We start from the raw sequence: 19,638 nt of genomic DNA on the forward strand, positions 1-19,638 counted from the left end.
GGTGGTTCTTGGTTAGCTCAGACGGATGGCGTCGTTGCCCTGCAGCTCGGCAAGCAGACGTGCGCGGAGCTGGGCAAGATAAGCGTCAATATCGCTTTCGCTCTCCAGCTTTTTGCGCTCGCCCAGGTCGGCCAGGCGCAGCTTTTTAATCCTCTTGGGAGCAGGAGCGGGTGCAGGCTCGACGGTCGCCGAAGCATCGTTGCCCGGGTCTTTGATCGTAGTAACGGTCTCACCGGAAGGCATGACTTCTACGCGGCGGCTCTCACGCTGCTGGCGAGCCTTCTCCTCATCGATAGCTTTATCGATGTTCTCGCATGCGCGATCGCAATACTCAATCAGCTGCTGCTTCAGCGCGGCAAGCTCGCTCGCCTTGGTGGCGCTGTGCGCACGGCCCTCAAACGACTTAGCCATGCGGCCGGCATCCTCGATGGCGCGCTCGGCCAGCTTGGCGTAGCCGTCCTGGCCCTGGGCATATTCGTGTACCTGGGCCATCTGCGCGGCAATGTCGTCCAGCATCTCCTTGCGCTTGGTATCGACCATCTGCTTGTGGGCAGCCATGACCGGCTCCATCAGGTCGTGCAGCTCGCGGACCTCACGGTACGGACGCGGGTTCTTAAGAATCTGCTCAATGCGCTTGTTGGCCTCGACCGCCTGGGCGTTAGAGTCCATGTAGAAGCCCTCGTCCTTCATAAGGCCCATAAACGCAACGGCCTTATCAAAGACGGGCTTTTGGCTCTCAAAGAAGAACGTGACCTGGTCGTAGTCCTCTTTCCAGTCGTCCAGATCGTCCTGCGCCTTTACAAAGGCATTGAAGAGCGCCTGGGCGTCGTTCTGGTTGTCCAGCAGGCGCGTGGTCAGCGTAATGCCATCTTCCAGCACCTTTAGGCCCGGATACGGATAGGCCGGGGCCAGGCCCGTATAGTTGTTGTTCGTGAGCTCTACGCACTCGTTCTTGTAGCCCGTAAGCGTTTCGACCACCGTGGCGGTAAGCTCGTCCTCGTTGGAAATATCACGCTTGGCATCGAAGGTATCGCGCAGCACCCTGTTGACTTTCTTGATGAGCTCGTCGCTCATCTTGACGCGCTCGCGCACCTGGGCCTTGTCGGCGTCCTTGCGCAGGTAGGTAACCATACGCAAATCTGCGGGGGCAACATTGGCGCCGGCAGCCGTAATGATCGCACGCTGCGAAACCACCAGCTGCGCCACCACGTTGGCAATGTCGATTTCGCGCCAACCATAGGGGGCACCCTGGAACTTACGCTGCAGGTCACCCATGGTCGTATTCAGCGACAGGCGCGTCTGGGCATGCAAAAAGTCCGCGACCTCCTTCTCGGCGCGGGCGTTCTGGGAGCTCTGACCGTCGAGCGCCACCTGGTTGGCACCGCGCAGCGTGGCGCGAATGTCCTCGTCGGTCTTGGCGGGTTCGGCGATGTAGTCGGCCTTGGTAAAGATGGCATCCGTCAGCTTTGACAGGGCCTGGTCAAACACATCGGCGGGCTTGGTGGCGCGAATGTTAACCATGGAACCATTCACAGCCACACGGGCATGCAGCACGGCCTCCTCCAGCAGTTTGGCTGCCTCGCGCTCAACGAAAGTAGCCTCTTTCATCTTTGCCTGGATAATCTGCTGAGTCGAAGGCGCCAGGGCCTCGGTATTGATGGTCTTGCGATACTTGCGGATCTTAGCCACATTCTGCAGATCGTCGAAGTAGTCGATGTCGTCTGCCAGCACCACCAGCGCGATATTGGCCGACTTGACGGCGAGCTCGGCATCGTCGGCACGCGAGAGGTCATCTGCCACCGTGACTACGTTGAGCTTCATGCCGCCCTGGGCCACACCATAGACCGAGTCGTCTACATAGCGGTCGAAGGGAAAGTCGTTGGCGCCCACGCGCAGCTTGGTAGCCGTATAGATGCCGCTAAAGAGCGACTTTTTAATGCCCTCGATAATCAGGGCAGCATCTACCGGCGTCTCGCTAATGGCACGCGAGATATCCTGCTCCTCGTCGGTGAGGAAGTTGTACGCATCGCCCTGACGTGCCACGTAGTTTTCGCGCACCAGGCGGTTGAGCGACTCCTTAACGCGGTCCTTAAGGGCGGCCTTGTCCACGTCCATGCCGTCGACCATAAGGATGGAGATGTTCTCGACGTTGGACTTGATGTAGTCGATATAGCGGATCAGATACAGCAGCTTTAGGACCTTAACGTCCTCGGTCTTAAGGCCATGGCCGTCCTCGGCCGCACGCTCGGCGCGCGTGACCACCTGGATCACGCCATGCTCCAGGTCCTTGGCAATAGTATCGAAGAAGCGCCAGAACGGCACCAGGGCGCCAACCTCTTGGTCTTGGATGGCCTGGGCAGATTCCTGGAAGGCCGAGAGCATGGAGCGCTCGCCCGTGGACATGTGCTTGGCCTTGACGCCGTGCTTACGTACCTCGGTCATAACGTCGGGCAGCACCTTAAACTGGTAGTTCACAAACGGGTAGCTGGCCGTATAGTCCTTGCGGCTGGCATAGCCAATCAGGTCGCCGCGCGAACCGTCAAAAGAGAACACGTTTTTGAGCACGGTGCTCTGGGCCTCATAGTCCTGCTGGAGCTTTGCCTCGGCGGCATCGTTCTTTTGCAGCACGCGGCGCTGGATAACCTCGTCCACGCTGGAGCTGGAGAGCGAAAGGCGCGTGGTAAAGCGACCCTGAATCTTGGAGAAGTCGTCGCCCACGATCATGGCGACCTCGTCGATGGCCTCCTGGCTGGTCACCATAACCCACACGCGGCCACCGCAGCGGCTGCCCAATTCCTCGACGAGCGTCTGCAGAGACAGCATAAGGCTTGTGCTCATGTCGGCATCGGAGCCAATAAACTGACCCACCTCATCGGCCATGAACAGCAGGCGGAACTCGCCACCGCACTCCTCGGCGCGCTTGTCGGCATACTGCTTGACCATCTTGGCAAAGGTATCGGCAGCGATGGCGTCGTCCTCGGTACCGTCGAACCAATGACGTGCGGCCTGCTCGCTCATGCCCAGGACCTCTTGCAGGGCCTCGACGATGTCGTCCTCAAAGTAGCTATAGCTCTCGCGGTCCTCGAGCCAGTTGCCGCCGCCAATGCGCTCGTAGGCAGCGCGGAACTCCTGCGTCTTGCCCTTGCTGTCGATATGCTGCTCCAGGCGTGCGAGCTTTAGGTCCTCGCCAAAAAAGCCCAGGTGCTCAAAGAACACGCGCTCAAAGGCGCGCAGCAGGGCCGTGCGCGAGGTGTCGCCCTCTTTCCACTGGCCGCCCTTGCTGTCGATGTTAAACAGGATCGCCTCGGTGGGAACCTCGCAGCAACGACGAACCCGAGCGGCCACGATGGGATCGGAAATCTTGCCATCAAAGTAATCGACGGCGCGCTTGCCGGCAATCTCATCGTTTTGCAGCAGATACGAGAGCATCTTGAGGAAGTGCGATTTACCGGAGCCAAAGAAGCCGCTGATCCACACGCCCATATTGTCGGTGGGAACGTCGAGCGCCTTATCGTACGCCTCGAAGAAGTGCGCAAAATGACCCTGCAGCTCGCGCGTCACCACGTACTCGTCGAGCTCCTGGCGCACCGATTCGTCGCTGGCATCTTGCACCTTGACGACGCCGTTGATGGAACGGTTGATGTCCTTGGAAAACAGGTCTTGGATAATCATCTTTCGCTCCTAAGAAATATCGAACGCGCGGTAGTAGTTGCTGGCGTTCTCTTTGTTGAACAACTTGAGCTGGCGGCCATCAAAGCTGCCGGGGTACATGACGACGACGGGCACGGTGCCAAAATCGGCAAGCATGTCGTTGAGCAGGTTGTGCACGCGCAGTAGCGGAAAGACCTCGCCCACACCCGTGAGCAAGATCACGTCGCCGGGCTGATGAGGTTGGGTATGCTCCAAGAGGTACTGGGCAAAGCTCTTGGAGCTGCAGGGCTTCTGGAGCTCTTTGATCTGGGCCTCCGAGCCGACCTTTGCCTCACGCCGGGGAATCGCACGCAAAATACGGCGCTGCTCGCAAATCTCGAGCATCACGTCGTACAGGTTAAAGACCTCCAGATTGCACGGCAGCTTGCCGGCCTGGGCATCTGCCATGAGCTCGTCCACATAGGCGCGGCACTCAAACTCCAGCGAAGGATCGTAGCAAAACGTATAAAAGCCGATCTCGTTACCGATGCCCTTGTTGGCCAAGAAATCCTGGTCTTGCAGGCGCTCGCGCAGCGCCTCGCGGCGATGGTCAAAGTCCTCATGTATGCGCTCGGCGCGGTTGCGCGGGCGAATGTGCGGCTGGTTTATTGCCATGTCTACATCACCTGCCCGGTGAGTGCGGCCAGGGCGTCCCTGTCGCCCAGGTCGCGGATGGCCTGTTCCACGTCGGGGTCCAACAGCAGGGGCTGGAGCGTATCGGTGCGCTGCGATGCCTTAAAACCGGCGCTGCGCAGAATCTGGCGCAGGGTGCTTTTTATACGTCCCAGCGTAGCATCGGACCATTTGACGGCCTCGGCGTGCTCAACCTGAAAACGGGTGACAAACGCGTTAAGGTCAACGTCGGTAAAGTTGTAGTCGAAGCTGGCCATGCGCTCGCCAATCTCCACCTGGATGAGCTCGCGGACCATGGTGTAGCGGCACATCATGGCAAACAGGTTGGCTTGGGCCGCCTGGTCGGGCATGCCGTTGGCGATGAGGTCCATGATGCGCGTGACCGCTTGATCGGCGGTGTCTTTGTCGATACCGCGGGCAGCGCACTGCGCCTCGTCGAGCGCTACGGCCTCAAAGCGGCGCAGGCACACGCGGGCGCGGTCGGCCAGCATGCGCTCGGTGGGATACTGAAACAGGTTGTCGTGCTTAACGCGCGCAATGATCTCGTCGTCGCTCACGCCCTCCAGGCGCAACGCGGCGACGATACGCATCTCGGGCAGCAAAAACTGCTCGCGCGTAAGCACGCCTCCCAGCGATATTTTGTCGGTGTTATCCACAGGACACACTCCAAGGGTTCGGGCCTTTTTATTTGCATCGGGGCGATGCAAACATGCCTTCCAATGATACCGTTTAAGTACGGGGTCGTGACGGTTGTTGCTGCCTTACTGCCCCAGCTTCTTAAGCGCTTGCAGCGACGCTGCGCGCGTCTCGGCGTAGGCAAGGCGCGCGTCGCGGAGCTGTTCGTCGAGCTGGTCGACCTGGCCGCTCAGCGCATCGATCTGCCTGCCGACTTCCTCCATCTCGACAATTGTCCTCCAACCACGTTGATCGGAAAGCTGCTCATGCTTATGGCGCAGCACAAGCAGCTGGTTGAGCAAAGCAACACGTGCCTTGTCGAGCTCTTCCATCTTGTCGCGCGCGGCCTTTACCTCCCTTGCGATGCGCAGCTTTTCTTGCTCTTTTGCAGAGGGCTTGGGAGCAGGCTCCGGTGCAGGCTCTGGCTCAGGCTCGGGCTCCGGTTCAACACCGAGCGCATCCTCGGGTTCGGGCTCCGCGGAAACCGCATCACCCATCTCCAAAAACGCGCATATGCCAGGCTCCGTTGCCGGCCTTGCCTCGAACACCGTGGCAACCGATCCGTCACTCAACATCGTGCTCTGCGAGCAAAGCGACTCGACAAAGCTCGCCATAAACAGGCCAAACCCGGAAATCTGCTGCGCCAAGCGCTCGTCGTAGGTAACGCGAATCTCGCCCTCATTGCCTTGACCCACCGAAATCCAGTCGCCCACACACATGAGCTGCACCAGCGTAATGGGCGTCAAGTCGCCCTCAAACAGCAACTGCAGACGGGGCGAAACAACATCGCGGGGAACAACCGGCTCGACATGCTTCTCGAGCTCTTCTAGCGTGGCACCGACGTATTGGCACAAATCGATGTTGCTCGGAACATCCGTAAAGTGCTCGCGCGCATGGCTCAGGAGCCGCTCACTTTTGTCGGCATTGATACGAATGCGCTTAACGGCGTGCGACAACCCATCCCACGTCACGTCGGAATGCGTTAAGAACAGCCAGCCGTCGCAAAACAGCTCCATGGCAAAGATGGGAAAGGCTTTCTGCATCGTTACATCTCCTTGCGTTCTTGCGTATCGCCCGCGGCGTCCTGGTCGTTGACCTCGTTCCGCTGCTCTTCGTCATCGAACAGGCCCTTAAACACCAGTTCCAGATCGCGCTCGTCGGTATAGCCGGGCTCCAGCGTGCCGCGGTCAATCGAATCGAGCATGACCTGTTCCTTGTGCTGCAGCCGCTCGTAGATATTGCGGTCGAGCGACCAGGACCCGCCACGGCGTTCGTACACAGCGCGCAGATAGTGGTACTGCGTGTACTGCTCTTGCGGCAGACCTAGGCGGTGAATGCGATCCTTGGACTGCAGTAGGTGCACCAGGTTGTAGCTGCACTCAAAGTAGACGGCGTCGTGGCACACGCTGTGGAGCGAGACCGACTCGGCCAGTGTGTGCGGGTTGGTGACCAGCACGCTCGTCTCCCCTGCCTTAAACGAGTCGATGACGCGGGCACGCGTGGGCATATCGGTCGACCCACTGATGGCACGGGCCGTAATGCCGCGCTCGCGCAGCTCGTGCACCACGTTGCGAATGCTGCGCTTAAAGATGCACCACACGATGACCGACTTGCCCTGGGCTACCAGCGATTCGACCAGATCAAGGCAGGCGACCATCTTGGCTGTGGGCCGGTCATCCACCTGCAGGCCTTCCAGCGCTTTGCCGGCGCCCGTCTGCACTTCGCCATCAAACAAGTCGGCATAGTCGCCGGCGCTCAGGTCCTCGGCCAGCATGCGCGGGTCGGACGAAAGCTGCAACAGGCGAATGATCATCTCGAACGGCTCGCCCGAAAGCGTACGCAGCACCTTTTGGAACAGCTGCTGCTCCCAGCGTTCCACCGGCACATCGACCAGATGGTCCTCGTTGGCCTGGGGCACGCCCAACTGATGCTTGTTCGTACGACAAAAGAACGGCGCGATGGACTCGTTGATATGCTCAACGTCGTCCTCGCTCGTCGACTTAAGGGCATTGGCGCTCATGCCAAAGTACCAGTTGTAGTCGCGCGGCCACAGGCAATGGAGCAGGTTGTACAGGTCCTCAAACGAGTTGGGGATCGGCGTACCGGTAAGCGCGATAAAATACGGCGCCGCCGCGGCAATCTGCACCGCGCTTGCCGCGCGCTTGCCGCCCACACGCTTAACCTTGTGCACCTCGTCAAACACCACCAGGGCGCGATCGGCCGCAATGCGCGCGGCCGCCTCCCCCATCGCGACAGACTCGTAATTGAGCAAAATCATGTCGTAGCGCTTGTAGTCAAACAGCAGGGTGCTGCACTTATCGCGCGTGGAACGACCGCGAAACTCGGGGTCGTGGAAGCACAGCGAGCGCAACGGGCGGTCGGCTCCAAAGCAGGCGGCCCACTCGTCGCGCCACGAGCCAAAGGCATTCTTAGGCGAAAGCACGATGATGCGGTCGACCAGGTCGCGCTCGCGCAGGTAGGCAAAGGTACCCAGGACCGACGCCGTCTTGCCCGAACCGGGAACGGAAAAGTTGGCACTGCGGCCCATGGCGCTCATAAAGAACGCGTCCCACAGCTGACGGTCCTTAAGCGGGCGTTCCATCAGGGTGTCTTCTGCCTGGCAAAACTCGCCAAAGCGGTCTAAGACCGACTCATCGTGCGCCTTGATCAGCAGGCCCACGCGCGCCTTCTCGCGCAGATAGTCCTCACGCGCCGTAAGGCCTCGCAGCAAGTCGGGGTCAATTTCGCAGTCCACACCAAAGTTTGCCGCCTGCTGCAGCAGCTCAACAACGCGCTTGGCGCCTGGATCGTCAATCCCCAGAGAAAAGAGCACGTCCGCCTCTCGATAGCTCGGCGCATAGCGGCGCAGCGCCGAAAGCCGAATCTTCCAGACCGGCTCGCGGCGCAGCTGCTCAACCGTCATGTCGAGCGGCACGACGGAAATGCCGTCGCTATACGAGAGGCGCAGCTTCATTTAGGCTTCCTCGCCGCCCATCCTGTACGAGATCTTGTCCTTGATCATATGCACCCTCGCCTCGAGCTTGGCGACCTCGGCGGCGATATTGGCAATCTCGTCCGTAGGCAGCAAGCCAAAGGTCGATTCCTCCACCTGATCAAGATCCCTGATGGCGCGAATGATCGAGAGCGAAGGCGACTTGAGGGCCTTGTTCATCTTGGTGGTGTTCTCGGCCGACTCCATAACCTCACGGAAGGCCGTCGCCAGCTGAACATCGTCGCGAATCTCGGCGATGTCGGTCGAGGTCACGATCTCTTTGTTCTTCAGGCGCTCGGCAACCTCAAAGGCCAGCTCGTTTTCGCGCTCGATAAAGCGGTCCGCATCGGGGCCTTCCAGAATCGGCTTCATCTTGCGGACAAAGCGCACGATGTCGCCCTGCGGCTCGGCAATCATGTTGGCGAAGACGATGTTTTTAACGTCTTCTTCCTGTTCGTCGCTCTTGCACTTTTTAAGGACGCCCTGTAGGTCGTTGATAACGCCGGCAACCTTGAGCTCGCGCGCCAGGTGGAACTGGTCCTTGGCGTTGGCAAACTCCAGGAACTCGTTCATATAGCGGGCTTTTACAATCTCCTTCTCGAGCTCTTTGGGCTCAACGCCAATGCACTGGGCGTACTCCTCCTTCGAGAGCAAGTTGGAGCTGATGATGTCGTTGTAGATGCCCACCAGGCGGTCGACGGGATCGTAGCCGACCTTTTCTTCCTCGCCATGCTGAATCGAAAGCTCCAGCATCTTGATCTTCTTGGAATCGTTACCCAGGCTCTCGGGAAGAATAACAGCCTCAAACCAGCCAAAACTTGGGTTTTCGGCGGCAAGACGACGCAGACAGGTAAAGCGACGGTTGCCGTCGACGATCAGGCCGTCGGCCAGCACCACGCCGGGGCGCTCCTGCGAACGCAGGGCAATGCTACGCTGCGTCTTTTCGATGGCATCCTTATTGCTGTCGACGATAAAGCCCTCAATGATGTCGTTGCAGGCCGCGACGTCCAGCTCATTAAACGCACCCTCGCCATGTTCGGCCTTATAGCGGCTAATCCAGGAGGCGATGCGGTCGTTTTGCACGTTATAGCGCAGGAACTCGAGCTTAATGCTGTAAACGGGATACATCTCGGGCTTGCCGTCGATCACGATCTTGTGGTTGGCTCCGGTCGGCTTAATGTTGACGCCGTCGCCAATCATCTCGAGCAGGTTCATGTTGACTCCTCCTATTGGTTGTTTTTGATATACAGCTCGCGCAGGTATTCTGCGTTCATCCTTTTGCTGAGCATGACCATGTCGAGGTCCTCGTTGTAGAACAGCCCCTTGTCCTGGACGGCTCGGTTAATATCGGCTGCGGTTATTACGACGCCGTAGTCATCCTGGAACGCATCGATCAGGTCCCCCACCTCGATAGGCCCCTTTTGCCTCACGACGTATTCGACTGCGTCGCCCGACGAAAACGCCCCCTCTTTGCGACAGAACATGTAAACTCCGCTAAAGCGGGTACGCCTTATTTGCTCATGAGCCAGGCCGTACAGAACGATTGAGTCATAAAACGTATTGTCAAAACCACATTCATCGACCACGGCATGGAGCTTATGCATAAAGCCCTGCTTACGCAGGCTCGTCACCGTAAACGGCACGTCAGGCTCTGTGCAGGCAAACAGGGAATACGCGTAGCTGCCCAGGTCAATGCGACGCACACCCGTTGTTTCGTTCAGGCGCTTGAGCGAAATAAACGAATCGTGGTTGCACTCGATAAAGGTAAAGTTGCGCAGCAGCGGCGTAATGGCATTCCTAAAATCCGGATGGTTGATGACCTCGTCGCCAAAGCCCGGGGAACCGTAGGCAAAGCTGTCGCGCGACATAAGCAGGTTCGTAAACGACAGACGCAGGTCCACGCCTTCCTTGACTATCAGGTCCCTGGAGATTTCCAGACCAAGAGGCGCCAGTGACTGATCGTTAATGAGTCGCCCGGATGCGGTACCAAACTTGGCAGCAAAACTCGCTGCGACATACGGTAGCGAGACGTAGTCCTCGGTCACCATATCTTTGATGAACTGCTGCTGCTCGTCCGTAAGGTTTCTCTCGACATACGAGTAGCGGCCGTTGCGCAGATATGCGTTCATGTCGCGCAGGTAGTTGCCGCGGACCGTCCTCGTTTCCACGCAGTACTTGTCCGCATAGCGCTGGGCAAACTCCTCGCGCGATAGCTCGGTGCCCGCATCTCGCAGCACATCGAGCATTTGGTTTTTACGGTCCGTTTTGCCGAGGCGAATCAGCGGCATCGAGCCCATTTCCAAGCCGGGCACCGAACCCGGACGCACAAATGAGCGGATAATCTCGTAGAGCTCCTCGTCGTCGCGAACGTCGTAGAGGTCACACAGCTCCTGATTCTCGCGTAGGATGAGGCCCGCGCCGCACTCGATATTGCGCCCCACGGCGAGCGTCAGGATCTGACGCAACTCGGACGTAAAGCGGCTGTCGACCTTGTAGGCGCGGATCTTATTGGCGCGCGCCACCAGGAACATGTGCGTGCCACGCAGCTCGTTAAGACATCTGATGTCCTCGGAAGGCAACGAAAGCATCTGTTTGTAACCGCACTTGTTGTCTTCCAAAAACAGCTGGTACCTGTTGCGGAAATCTTTAAGGTCGTGATACTCATCAACGGCTCCAGACTCGGCAAAGGCACGCAGCGCGACGCTGCGCGTGGAGAAGTTGCCCAGTTTTTTACGCGCGATCTGCTCGAGCTGGGAGGTGTTGTCCCTCTCGACACTTACGGGCGTTCGGAGCACGCCGGCAGAAGAATGACGATTCAGCTGCGCCGCCCTATCACGCCATTCCTGCGGCAACGAGTGATCGTTGGCGGCAAGGCGGAGGCTAAACTTGTTCGATACCTTAACGGCTTTCAGGTAGCCAAAAGTCATCGGGGATGCCTGCGTGATCTTGCAGAACGCATCCTCGGTAAGGTCATAACGCTGGTACAACGGGGCGAATTTGTCCTCGTCGAGGTGCGGCCGATTACACAGCAGGTCGGCACGACGCTGGCGAAGCGGACCAAGACCGGCGGGCTTGTGCGGGTAATCCATAAGCGGCTTATCGCTAAAGATCCAGCGCAACAGGTCGGCATCATCGCTGGGCAGCAACGCCAGCCACGCCTCGATGGACATGGGGCCTTTGCCGGTGAGGTCTTCGACCTTGCTGGCGAAGGGCTTTGCCGGCTGTTCCGGGGCCGGGGCGGGGGTAGTAACGGGCGCGGGCGTGGGTGCGGGCGCGGAAGCAGACTCGGGCTCAGGCGTCGACGCGACAGCCTGCTCTGCAGGCGCGGACTCCTCCTCCACCGGCTCGTCGGCGCTTTCGGTTTCTATGCTCGCCAAGTATGCTCGAACCACATCGCAAACAGTCGGTGCAAGGTCCTTATCGGCCGCAGCATATTTAAGCGGAATGGTACCCTGCCCATACACGCGCTTCATATACAAATAGGAAGGCTGCGCGGTGTTCGTCAGCTGGTAAAAATCCTCGGCGGTCAGCTTATACGCATGGAAGAGCGGACCAAAGGTATCGATGTCAAACGTCGGACGACCCGCCATAAGAACATTGTAGCGCTCACGGATTTTCCAAGCAGACTTAGCAAGGCTATCCATCCAGCGAGCCGGCTTGTCTTCGGTGAGCATACAGCCCATCAGGGTGCGGTCCTGGCATGCAAGGTCAGCGAACCACCTATTGAACTTTGCGGCATCCGGGTCGATGGCAAACTTGAGCGCCTGCCCAACCGTAAGGTCCTGAACCTGCGGCCGCTTGGACTCACACGAGGATTCTTCCCCATGCGCATCCGCTTGGGCATCCAACTGGTTACCTGATAGAGCCTCATCCGCCGTTGCAATAGCGTCAACCGCGCCACCACAATCTCCGCTGGCAGAAGCTGGACCAGATGTATCAATATCCTCCCGATCTTGAGGGAGTTCAAAGTTCAGACGTTTGAATGTTTTTACGGCAGCGTTATAAGCGGGGAATTCGTTCTTAAGCTCGGCGAGCACCGAATGGACGGAATGCCTGTCGCTGTAGCCTGCCGCAAGTTTAGCCGCCAACCTGGTACAAAAAAGCAAGCGGAATGAAGGTTCATACACAGACAAGCGCTCCCCGCGCAACTGCAGGACAGCTTCGCCAGCAAGCCCGTTTACTCTTTTGACGCGCTCAACAGGCGTATTGACCGGAGGATACCAGCCCCCCATCACCGCCTGACGGGCAAGCTCCAGTTCAGATTTGGTTCTCCCCAGCAGCAAGCGCCCCGCAGGCCAATCGTTCAATGCGGAAACGATTGAACACATCTCACCCGAGGTAAGGCCCTTTTTTTGAAGTACCTTCCAGCTGCACGCGAGCAACTCGGGCATGTTGTGAATTTGGCAGTTCAATGTCAACATGCGTTGCAACGCCGGAGAAATCGAAAGATTCCACAGCGAGAGCGGTTCGCCGCCACTTGAATAAACACTACAAAGTGGTCCAATCGCCGGCCCCTTAGCGTCCGCAAACGCACAGCATTCGCGCCCGACCTTGCGCAAATTGCCAAACACGTCAAACACAAATCTCGCATTACCCGAGAGCTTGCCGAGCTCCGGCACCTGTGCGCGATACTGCGGAGATAAGGGCATCGCGTAGGTCAAGAGACGTAACTCGAAGGCAGAGCGCACGTCAGAATTCTCAGCCTTGCCGAGCATACGCACGAGGCAAAACATATCGTGAATCCCCTGCTTGTCGAGGAAGGCGGCCTGGGTCTCGGTATCAAACACACAGTGCGGGTCGTCCCAACCGCTCAGGCACCTGGGGCGCTTGAGCTTGTTGACGGCGGCTTCAACGGGCTCAGCCTCTGGCTCGGGCTCGGGTTCGGGTTCGGGTTCGGGTTCGGGTTCGGGTTCGGAAACAGGCTCTTCAACAGGTGCAGGCCCTTCAACGGACATGCGCCCATTTGCAGGCTCGAGCTCGGGTTCGAGCGCGAGCCCAGGTTGCACGGACCCAGAGACGGACTCGGGCTCAGCGACAGCCTTCGCAGCCCCAATGTTGTCAGAGAAGGAAATGGCCAGCTGCTGGGGCTCAGAGGACAGCGCAAGCTCGGGACGCTCGACCCGTGCCGGCTCCTGCTGCTCGTCCGCCACCTCTGCAGGCTCCGTCGGCGACTCGTATCCCATGAGAGACAGACCGTCGGCCGGCTTCCTGTCATACGAAACGCCCACGGCAACGGGGATAGGCCAACTGCGCCCATTAACCTTCAGCCGCGCAAGGGTCGAATCTGCACGCAACGAAATGGGGCCAAAAGCCATAGGTGCAGGGCCCTCAGGAGTAACGGATTCAGCCGCTTCGGGCTCTACAATATCGGCGTCGTCGGCCCACAGCGCCGCCGCGCGCTCAAGTGTCTCAGGCTCTGTGGCTGCGGGTTCTTCGACATCGCACTCAGCGGCCTCAGGCGCAGCCTCTTCAGACTCAACGTTTTCGTCATCAACAACGGTGCCGTCAACGTCCTCGTCCCCAGTGTTTTCGCCCTCGGCACCTTCGCTTTTAACAGCCTCAAGCTCAATGGCATCAGCAGCCACCGGCTCCCCTGCGGGTTCCGCCACCTCCTTGGCCGCACCGGGCGCCATGCTGTACTCGCCGTTGGCGTATAAAAGTTCGCCTCCTATAACTAGTTGGGCTAGTGCACGTTCGTATGAGTCATTGATGGCGCGATACACGCTCGAGCGCACCAGCGCTTCGTGCAGTGGGGCTTCGGCCTGCGCGACCGCATCCAGAATGAGCGACTCGTAGTACGCGTTTACGTCCATTGAAATGTTTGTTGCACTCACAGCATTGTTGTCCATACAGAAACGACCCCCGATATTCCCCAAACAACCCACTAGCTGTATTGGAAAAAAGGAAGAATTATGCCAATGATTACTTCATACGCCACTTGCGAACGTTTTTGTTTAGCAACATTTTGTTGTGCAATAAATCAACTGTGCATATGCTGATGAGCGGTAGTTTTAATCGGTGAACGGCAATCGCGCACGCCTGAAGGCCCTTTCATTTTCCTTGGCACCAAGGCAATTAAAATGGACCTGTCGCGCGGACGCGCCGCGCGCCTCACGCGTCTCAACTTGTCCGCACATCTTCAGGAGTCCGTAATGGCAAGACCGTTTAGCCCCAGCGAAGCAAAAGCCGTCGTCTCGAAGGCCCAGGAGCTATTGGGCGATATCGAGGTTATTTCGAAGGCCACAATATACGGACCCGACAACTTTAGGAACGCAATCGCTCAAGCCAAAACGGACACGCTAAACAAGGAACTTCGACGGATTAAAATCGCCGACCTTCAAACACCGGCGAGCACGCAAAAGAAGTTGGCAGATCAGAAGATCAAGACGGCATACGACCTCTACTGTCGTGGCGAATTTGCAGAAGACGACCAACACGTTAAAAAGCTCGTACGCGTGGCGAATGAATGCGCCGACGCAATCCGCGAGCTCTATCGACCCAAACCGAAGAGTACCCATATGCGCGACGCGCTCTTTTTAGCCGCCCGCTACTATAAGTCCGCCTTACTTGCCGAACTCTACGAATCCGCAATACGTGACGCCCACGACATTCCGAATGCCTGCGGCCTTGTAGGCCAAAACAGTGGAAGGCTCCGCTGGCTTCTGCTGAATGCCACCGATAAGCAGACGACGGAAGCGGCGTATCGACGCCTCGTGCAATTTACAGACAACTCCAATAGCAAGTTTATAAAAGATGGACGTCTTCAGGCGAACAGTATCCTCGGCATGGACCCAAGCATCCCACTTGGACCGGAAACCAAGCAAAGGGCCGTAAGGGTTATCGCCGAGGACGCCGGCGAGAACCTTTTCTCATCCGACGCTAAGCCCAACAGAAACGAAATTGAAGCAGCGGTCTATGGCGCCGAAGACAAAATTCCCGAGCGCGCGATTACCAAACTGGAAGAAAAGCGTAGGCGCAGCCAAAACCAAATCCGTAAACAAGTAGACAAGGTCCGCCACGCCGACGCTCAGCGCTACGTTTCGGAGCAATCGGTCGACATGCTTAAAGATCTAGTTCCAGGCGTTCGCGTTAAGTGCCTTAAAGACGCCGGGTACACAACGCTCGGCAAGATTATGTACGGAAGATTGCGCGGGCGCGAAAGGCAGCCCTGGGACAACTATGACCAGCGTTGGGAACTAAGCAAGATTAACGGCATTAGCGAAAATGCTGCCGGCAGAATTGTCGATGCCATTGAACAGCAGGTCGACATGCTTGCCAAAAGCGGCAAGATAAAACTGACCCCTGACAATAAAAAGCCAGAGGACACGGCACTTCTCCAGGAAGTCTATAAGTACTTTGAGCTCGAAGATCTGCTCAGCGAGGCCAAGGCTGCGCTCGCGCGCATTACCGAAGAGCTTTCGGAGCTGCAAGGCCAGATTCTGCCGGCGCTCGATGCGTACACCTGGCTCTTTTACAAGGATCGCGACACGGTTTACGGCGCGTACGAAAAGCTCAACGATCTTATCAACGGCGCAGAGCTCGAGAAGGTCAATGGCTATGCGAGTCAGAGCCTAATCGAGCCGGACGAAAAGACCGTGTGGAAACTCTTCGGGGCCGATCCTATCCGCGTGTATAGCCTACTCGAAAAGCTGATGCCCAAGGCGTTTTCTTCGACTTCCAACGGATATGGCCTGCCGGAGAAGCTCGCCAACCAGATTAAAACGACGTCGTTCGACACCACGGGCCTTAAGTGCGAGCTCCGTACATACCAGACATGGGGCGTCCGCTACATCTTGCACCAAGGCAACGCGCTGCTGGGCGATGAGATGGGTCTGGGCAAGACGGTCCAGGCTATCGCCGCGATGACCGCACTCAAAAACAAGGGTGCCAAGAAGTTCTTGGTCGTTTGCCCTGCTAGTGTTCTCGAAAACTGGGTGCGCGAGGTGCACAAGCACAGCGACCTTACATGCATTAAAATCCACGGGCCCGCGAAGGATCTCCATGCAAGGACATGGCTGGCGGGGCTGGATGTGGGTGTCACCAACTATGAGAGCACAAGCTATATTGAGCTGGACCCGTCAGTGAAACTCGACCTAGTCGTAGTCGACGAGGCCCATTACATTAAAAACCCGAGCGCCAAGCGAAGCATCAACACGCTCAACTTGTGCAAGCAGGCTAAGCACGTGTTATTTATGTCGGGCACGCCGCTCGAGAATAAGGTCGACGAGATGATCGGGCTTGTGTCGCATCTCAACAAAAAGGCTGCGCGTGAAGCGGGCAAATACGCCAGCAGATTTAGTTCGGCGGGGTTTAGAGATGCCCTGGCACCGGTTTATTACCGCCGCAAGCGCGAGGACGTGCTCTCGGAGCTGCCCGACCTTATCGAAAACAGCGAGTGGTGCCAGATGGGATCTTCGGAACTCCAGCAGTACTACCTAACCCTGCGGATGCGAAACCCGATGCAGATCCGACGGCTGTCGTGGAACGCCCCAGACCCCAGCGACTCGTCCAAGCTCAAACGCCTGCGCGAGATTGTCGCCGATGCCAAGGACGAAAACCGCAAGGTCCTGGTGTTTTCGTTCTTCCACGACACTATCGACGTGGTGCGCTCGGCGTTTGGAAGTGCGTGCTACGGCCCCATTAGCGGCTCTACCCCACTCAATAAACGCCAACAGATTATCGACTCGTTTGACGCGGCGCCCGCGGGCTCCGTCCTGGTGGCGCAGATTCAGTCGGGCGGCACGGGCCTCAACATTCAGTCGGCAAGCGTCGTCGTGCTGTGCGAGCCGCAGTACAAGCCCTCGATCGAAAACCAGGCCATTTCGCGCGCGTACCGCATGGGCCAGTCGCGCAATGTACTGGTCTATCGTCTGCTGTGCAAGGATACGATCGACGAGCGCATCATGTCGATCCTCGAGCGCAAGCAGGGTGACTTCAATGCCTTTGCAGACAAGTCCGCCGCCGCTGAAGCCGACATGCAAAACGAGCTCGAGGTCAAGCAAGAACAGCTCAACGCCATGTTCGACGAAGAAATCAAACGCCTGGAGAGCCTGATGCCATCGCTCGCAGACCTGGACTTGCCGGAGGAGTAGGCCCTCTCCCCCATGTAACCATCCTGTAAATCATAGCGGCGCAGTCGAGTTTTACCGTGATGCGGTCGCGCCTGGCGCTCCACTGTGCTAAAGTATCCCGAACGTTCAAACGACTACGAGGGGAACTAGAAGATGGCACGTGTGCACAACTTCTCAGCTGGCCCGGCCGCACTGCCTACAAGCGTGCTCGCCGAGATCGCCGACGAGATGATGGACTACCGCGGTTGCGGCATGTCCGTGCTCGAGATGAGCCATCGATCTAGCATGTACCAGCAGATCATCGACGACGCCGAGGCAACCCTGCGCCGCCTGCTGAGCATCCCCGACAACTACCGTGTCCTGTTTTTGCAGGGCGGCGCCACGCTGCAGTTTGCGGGCATCCCCATGAACCTCATGCGCCGCGGCCGCGCCGGCTACGTCGTGACCGGCAACTTCGCCAACAAGGCGTACAAGGAGGCCGCAAAGTACGGCGAGGCCGTGCTGCTCGCGAGCTCCGAGGACACCAATTTCGACCGCATTCCCACCATGGCCAATATCAACGCGCGCATTGCCGCCGAGGCCGCGGGCGACGGGCTCGACTACGTCTACATCTGCCAGAACAACACCATCTTTGGCACCATGTACCACGAGCTGCCCGCTTGCGGCGATGTGCCGCTGGTCGCCGATGTCTCGAGCTGCTTTCTGTCGCAGCCGCTCGACGTTGAGCGCTACGGGCTCATTTACGCCGGCGCACAGAAAAACGCCGGCGCCGCGGGCGTGACCGTGGTCATCGTGCGCGACGACCTCATCGCCGATGGCCCAGCCTTTGCGCAGACGCCGCAGTACCTGGACCTTAAAACCCAAGCCGCCAAGGGCTCCATGCTCAACACGCCCAACACCTTTGGCATCTACGTGTGCGGCAAGGTGTTCCGTTGGGTTGAGCAAACCGGCGGACTTGCCGCCATGGCCGAGCGCAACTGGGCCAAGGCCAACCTGCTCTATGACCTGCTCGAGCACAGCGAGCTGTTCCATGGCACCACGCAGGCCGGCAGCCGCTCCATCGCCAACGTCACCTTCCGCACCGGCGACGCCGATCTCGACGCGGCCTTTGTCGCAGGCGCGGCCGAGCACCAGATTCAAAACGTCAAGGGCCATCGCCTGGTGGGCGGCATGCGCGCGAGCGTCTACAACGCCGTAACCATGGAAGATGTGCATGCACTGGCCTCGTACATGAAGGACTTCGAAGCGCAGCATAGTTTGAGTCCGCGATCTAACTAGCCCGCAACCCGCGGGCCGACCAGCCACTTCAAACCACTTGTTATAAACAAACCCGCTAAGGAGTTTTTCATGCGCAAGATCAAAACCATCGACGACATTACCAAAGACGGCAAGGTCGAGTTTGGCGAGGGCTACGAGTTTGTGGGCACCGCCGAGGAGGCCGACGCCATCCTTATGCGCTCCACCGACCTGCACGGCTACGAGCTGCCCGAGGGCATCCGCGCCATCGCCCGCTGCGGCGCCGGCGTCAACAACATCCCCGTCGAGGAGTACGCCAAGAAGGGCGTCGTCGTCTTTAACTCCCCCGGTGCCAACAGCAACGCCGTCAAGGAGCTCGTCCTGGGCATGCTGGTGCTCTCGAGCCGCGGCGTGGTGCAGTCGATGAACTGGGTGCGCGACAACGCCGACGACCCCGAGATTCAGGTCGACGCCGAGAAGGCCAAGAAGGCCTTTGTGGGCCGTGAGCTCAAGGGCAAGCGCATCGGCGTCATCGGTCTGGGCAACGTGGGCTCCAAGGTCGCCAACGCCTGCGTCGATCTGGGCATGGACGTCTACGGCTACGATCCGTTCATTTCCGTCGAGCACGCATGGGTGCTGAGCCGCGAGGTGCAACGTGTGGGCACGCTCGAGGACCTCTGCCGCGGCTGCGACTACCTCACCGTACACGTGCCCAGCAAGGCCGACACCATCGGCATGATCAGCACCGAGCAGATCGACCTGCTGGCCCCGGGCGCCGTGCTCATCAACTATGCGCGCGAGACCATCATTGACGAGGACGCCGTCGACGCAGCCCTGCGCGCGGGCAAGCTGAGCTGGTTTAGCTGCGACTTTGCCACGCCCAAGACCGTCAAGATGCCCAATACGTTTATCACCACGCACTCGGGCGCCGGCACCGGCGAGGCCGAGGCCAACTGCGCCGATATGGCCATCAGCGAGCTCAAGGACTACCTGGAGAACGGCAACATCGCGCACAGCGTCAACTACCCCGCCTGCAGCATGGGCAAGGCGCGCGCCGCAAGCCGCATTGCCTGCCTGCACGCCAACGTGCCCAACATGATCGGCCAGATCACGGCAATCCTGGCCAAGGACAACGCCAACGTGCAGCGTATGACCAACGAGTCCGCCGGCGAGAACGCCTACACCATGTTCGACACGGACGAGCACCTGGACAGCAGCACCATCGAGGCGCTCAAGCAGATTCCGTCGATGTATCGCGTACGCGTGATCAAGTAGCGTCGGCGCCAAGCCTGCCAGACAGGCAATGAAGCTCATTCGGCCCCCGTTTTCGCGAAACGGGGG

General features: G+C 58.7%; 10 protein-coding genes. 3 read left to right on the forward strand and 7 right to left on the reverse strand.

From position 1 onward, the window contains the following. Nucleotides 1-12: 12 nt before the first annotated feature. From brxC to ACTQXI_RS01375, 7 genes are all read right to left on the reverse strand, one after another. Entirely contained in the window at nucleotides 13-3,672 is a 3,660-nt protein-coding gene (brxC, locus tag ACTQXI_RS01345) for a BREX system P-loop protein BrxC (RefSeq protein ID WP_441548164.1), read from the reverse strand. A gap of 9 nt (nucleotides 3,673-3,681) precedes the next feature. After that, nucleotides 3,682-4,305 (reverse strand): DUF1788 domain-containing protein, encoded by a 624-nt coding sequence (locus ACTQXI_RS01350; protein ID WP_441083232.1) that lies wholly within the window; start codon nucleotides 4,303-4,305, stop codon nucleotides 3,682-3,684. A gap of 2 nt (nucleotides 4,306-4,307) precedes the next feature. Further along, nucleotides 4,308-4,979, reverse strand: a complete 672-nt coding sequence (locus ACTQXI_RS01355; RefSeq protein WP_441548165.1) for a DUF1819 family protein — start codon at nucleotides 4,977-4,979, stop codon at nucleotides 4,308-4,310. A 105-nt stretch (nucleotides 4,980-5,084) separates the two neighbouring features. After that, nucleotides 5,085-6,041, reverse strand: a complete 957-nt coding sequence (locus ACTQXI_RS01360; RefSeq protein ID WP_441548166.1) for a hypothetical protein — start codon at nucleotides 6,039-6,041, stop codon at nucleotides 5,085-5,087. Between the two features lie 2 nt (nucleotides 6,042-6,043). Beyond that, nucleotides 6,044-7,972, reverse strand: coding sequence for a DEAD/DEAH box helicase (locus ACTQXI_RS01365; protein WP_441548167.1), 1,929 nt, complete (start codon nucleotides 7,970-7,972; stop codon nucleotides 6,044-6,046). Continuing rightward, the gene (locus ACTQXI_RS01370) at nucleotides 7,973-9,205 is read right to left on the reverse strand and encodes a hypothetical protein (RefSeq protein WP_441548168.1); all 1,233 of its coding nucleotides are present in this window, start codon (nucleotides 9,203-9,205) and stop codon (nucleotides 7,973-7,975) included. 11 nt (nucleotides 9,206-9,216) lie between these two features. Next, nucleotides 9,217-13,803 (reverse strand): hypothetical protein, encoded by a 4,587-nt coding sequence (locus tag ACTQXI_RS01375; protein WP_441548169.1) that lies wholly within the window; start codon nucleotides 13,801-13,803, stop codon nucleotides 9,217-9,219. A gap of 339 nt (nucleotides 13,804-14,142) precedes the next feature. Between ACTQXI_RS01375 and ACTQXI_RS01380 the strand changes: the two genes are divergently transcribed. From ACTQXI_RS01380 to ACTQXI_RS01390, 3 genes are all read left to right on the forward strand, one after another. Beyond that, entirely contained in the window at nucleotides 14,143-17,082 is a 2,940-nt protein-coding gene (locus ACTQXI_RS01380) for an SNF2-related protein (RefSeq protein ID WP_441548170.1), read from the forward strand. A gap of 132 nt (nucleotides 17,083-17,214) precedes the next feature. Then, on the forward strand, nucleotides 17,215-18,339 hold the full coding sequence (serC, locus tag ACTQXI_RS01385; protein ID WP_441548171.1) for a 3-phosphoserine/phosphohydroxythreonine transaminase: 1,125 nt from the start codon (nucleotides 17,215-17,217) through the stop codon (nucleotides 18,337-18,339). A gap of 69 nt (nucleotides 18,340-18,408) precedes the next feature. Continuing rightward, nucleotides 18,409-19,572 carry a phosphoglycerate dehydrogenase gene (locus ACTQXI_RS01390; RefSeq protein WP_195544739.1) on the forward strand — a complete coding sequence of 388 codons (1,164 nt, stop codon included), beginning with the start codon at nucleotides 18,409-18,411 and terminating at the stop codon, nucleotides 19,570-19,572. Nucleotides 19,573-19,638: the final 66 nt, after the last annotated feature.

The sequence above is a fragment of the Collinsella sp. LCP19S3_C9 genome (assembly GCF_052121575.1).
Classification (GTDB): domain Bacteria; phylum Actinomycetota; class Coriobacteriia; order Coriobacteriales; family Coriobacteriaceae; genus Collinsella.

What these genes read in the sequence shown, in the direction of transcription:
- brxC (WP_441548164.1), bottom strand. Translation starts at nt 3,672, where the DNA reads ATGATTATCCAAGACCTGTTTTCCAAGGACATCAACCGTTCCATCAAC.
- ACTQXI_RS01350 (WP_441083232.1), bottom strand. Translation starts at nt 4,305, where the DNA reads ATGGCAATAAACCAGCCGCACATTCGCCCGCGCAACCGCGCCGAGCGC.
- ACTQXI_RS01360 (WP_441548166.1), bottom strand. Translation starts at nt 6,041, where the DNA reads ATGCAGAAAGCCTTTCCCATCTTTGCCATGGAGCTGTTTTGCGACGGC.
- ACTQXI_RS01365 (WP_441548167.1), bottom strand. Translation starts at nt 7,972, where the DNA reads ATGAAGCTGCGCCTCTCGTATAGCGACGGCATTTCCGTCGTGCCGCTC.
- ACTQXI_RS01370 (WP_441548168.1), bottom strand. Translation starts at nt 9,205, where the DNA reads ATGAACCTGCTCGAGATGATTGGCGACGGCGTCAACATTAAGCCGACC.
- ACTQXI_RS01375 (WP_441548169.1), bottom strand. Translation starts at nt 13,803, where the DNA reads ATGGACGTAAACGCGTACTACGAGTCGCTCATTCTGGATGCGGTCGCG.
- ACTQXI_RS01380 (WP_441548170.1), top strand. Translation starts at nt 14,143, where the DNA reads ATGGCAAGACCGTTTAGCCCCAGCGAAGCAAAAGCCGTCGTCTCGAAG.
- serC (WP_441548171.1), top strand. Translation starts at nt 17,215, where the DNA reads ATGGCACGTGTGCACAACTTCTCAGCTGGCCCGGCCGCACTGCCTACA.
- ACTQXI_RS01390 (WP_195544739.1), top strand. Translation starts at nt 18,409, where the DNA reads ATGCGCAAGATCAAAACCATCGACGACATTACCAAAGACGGCAAGGTC.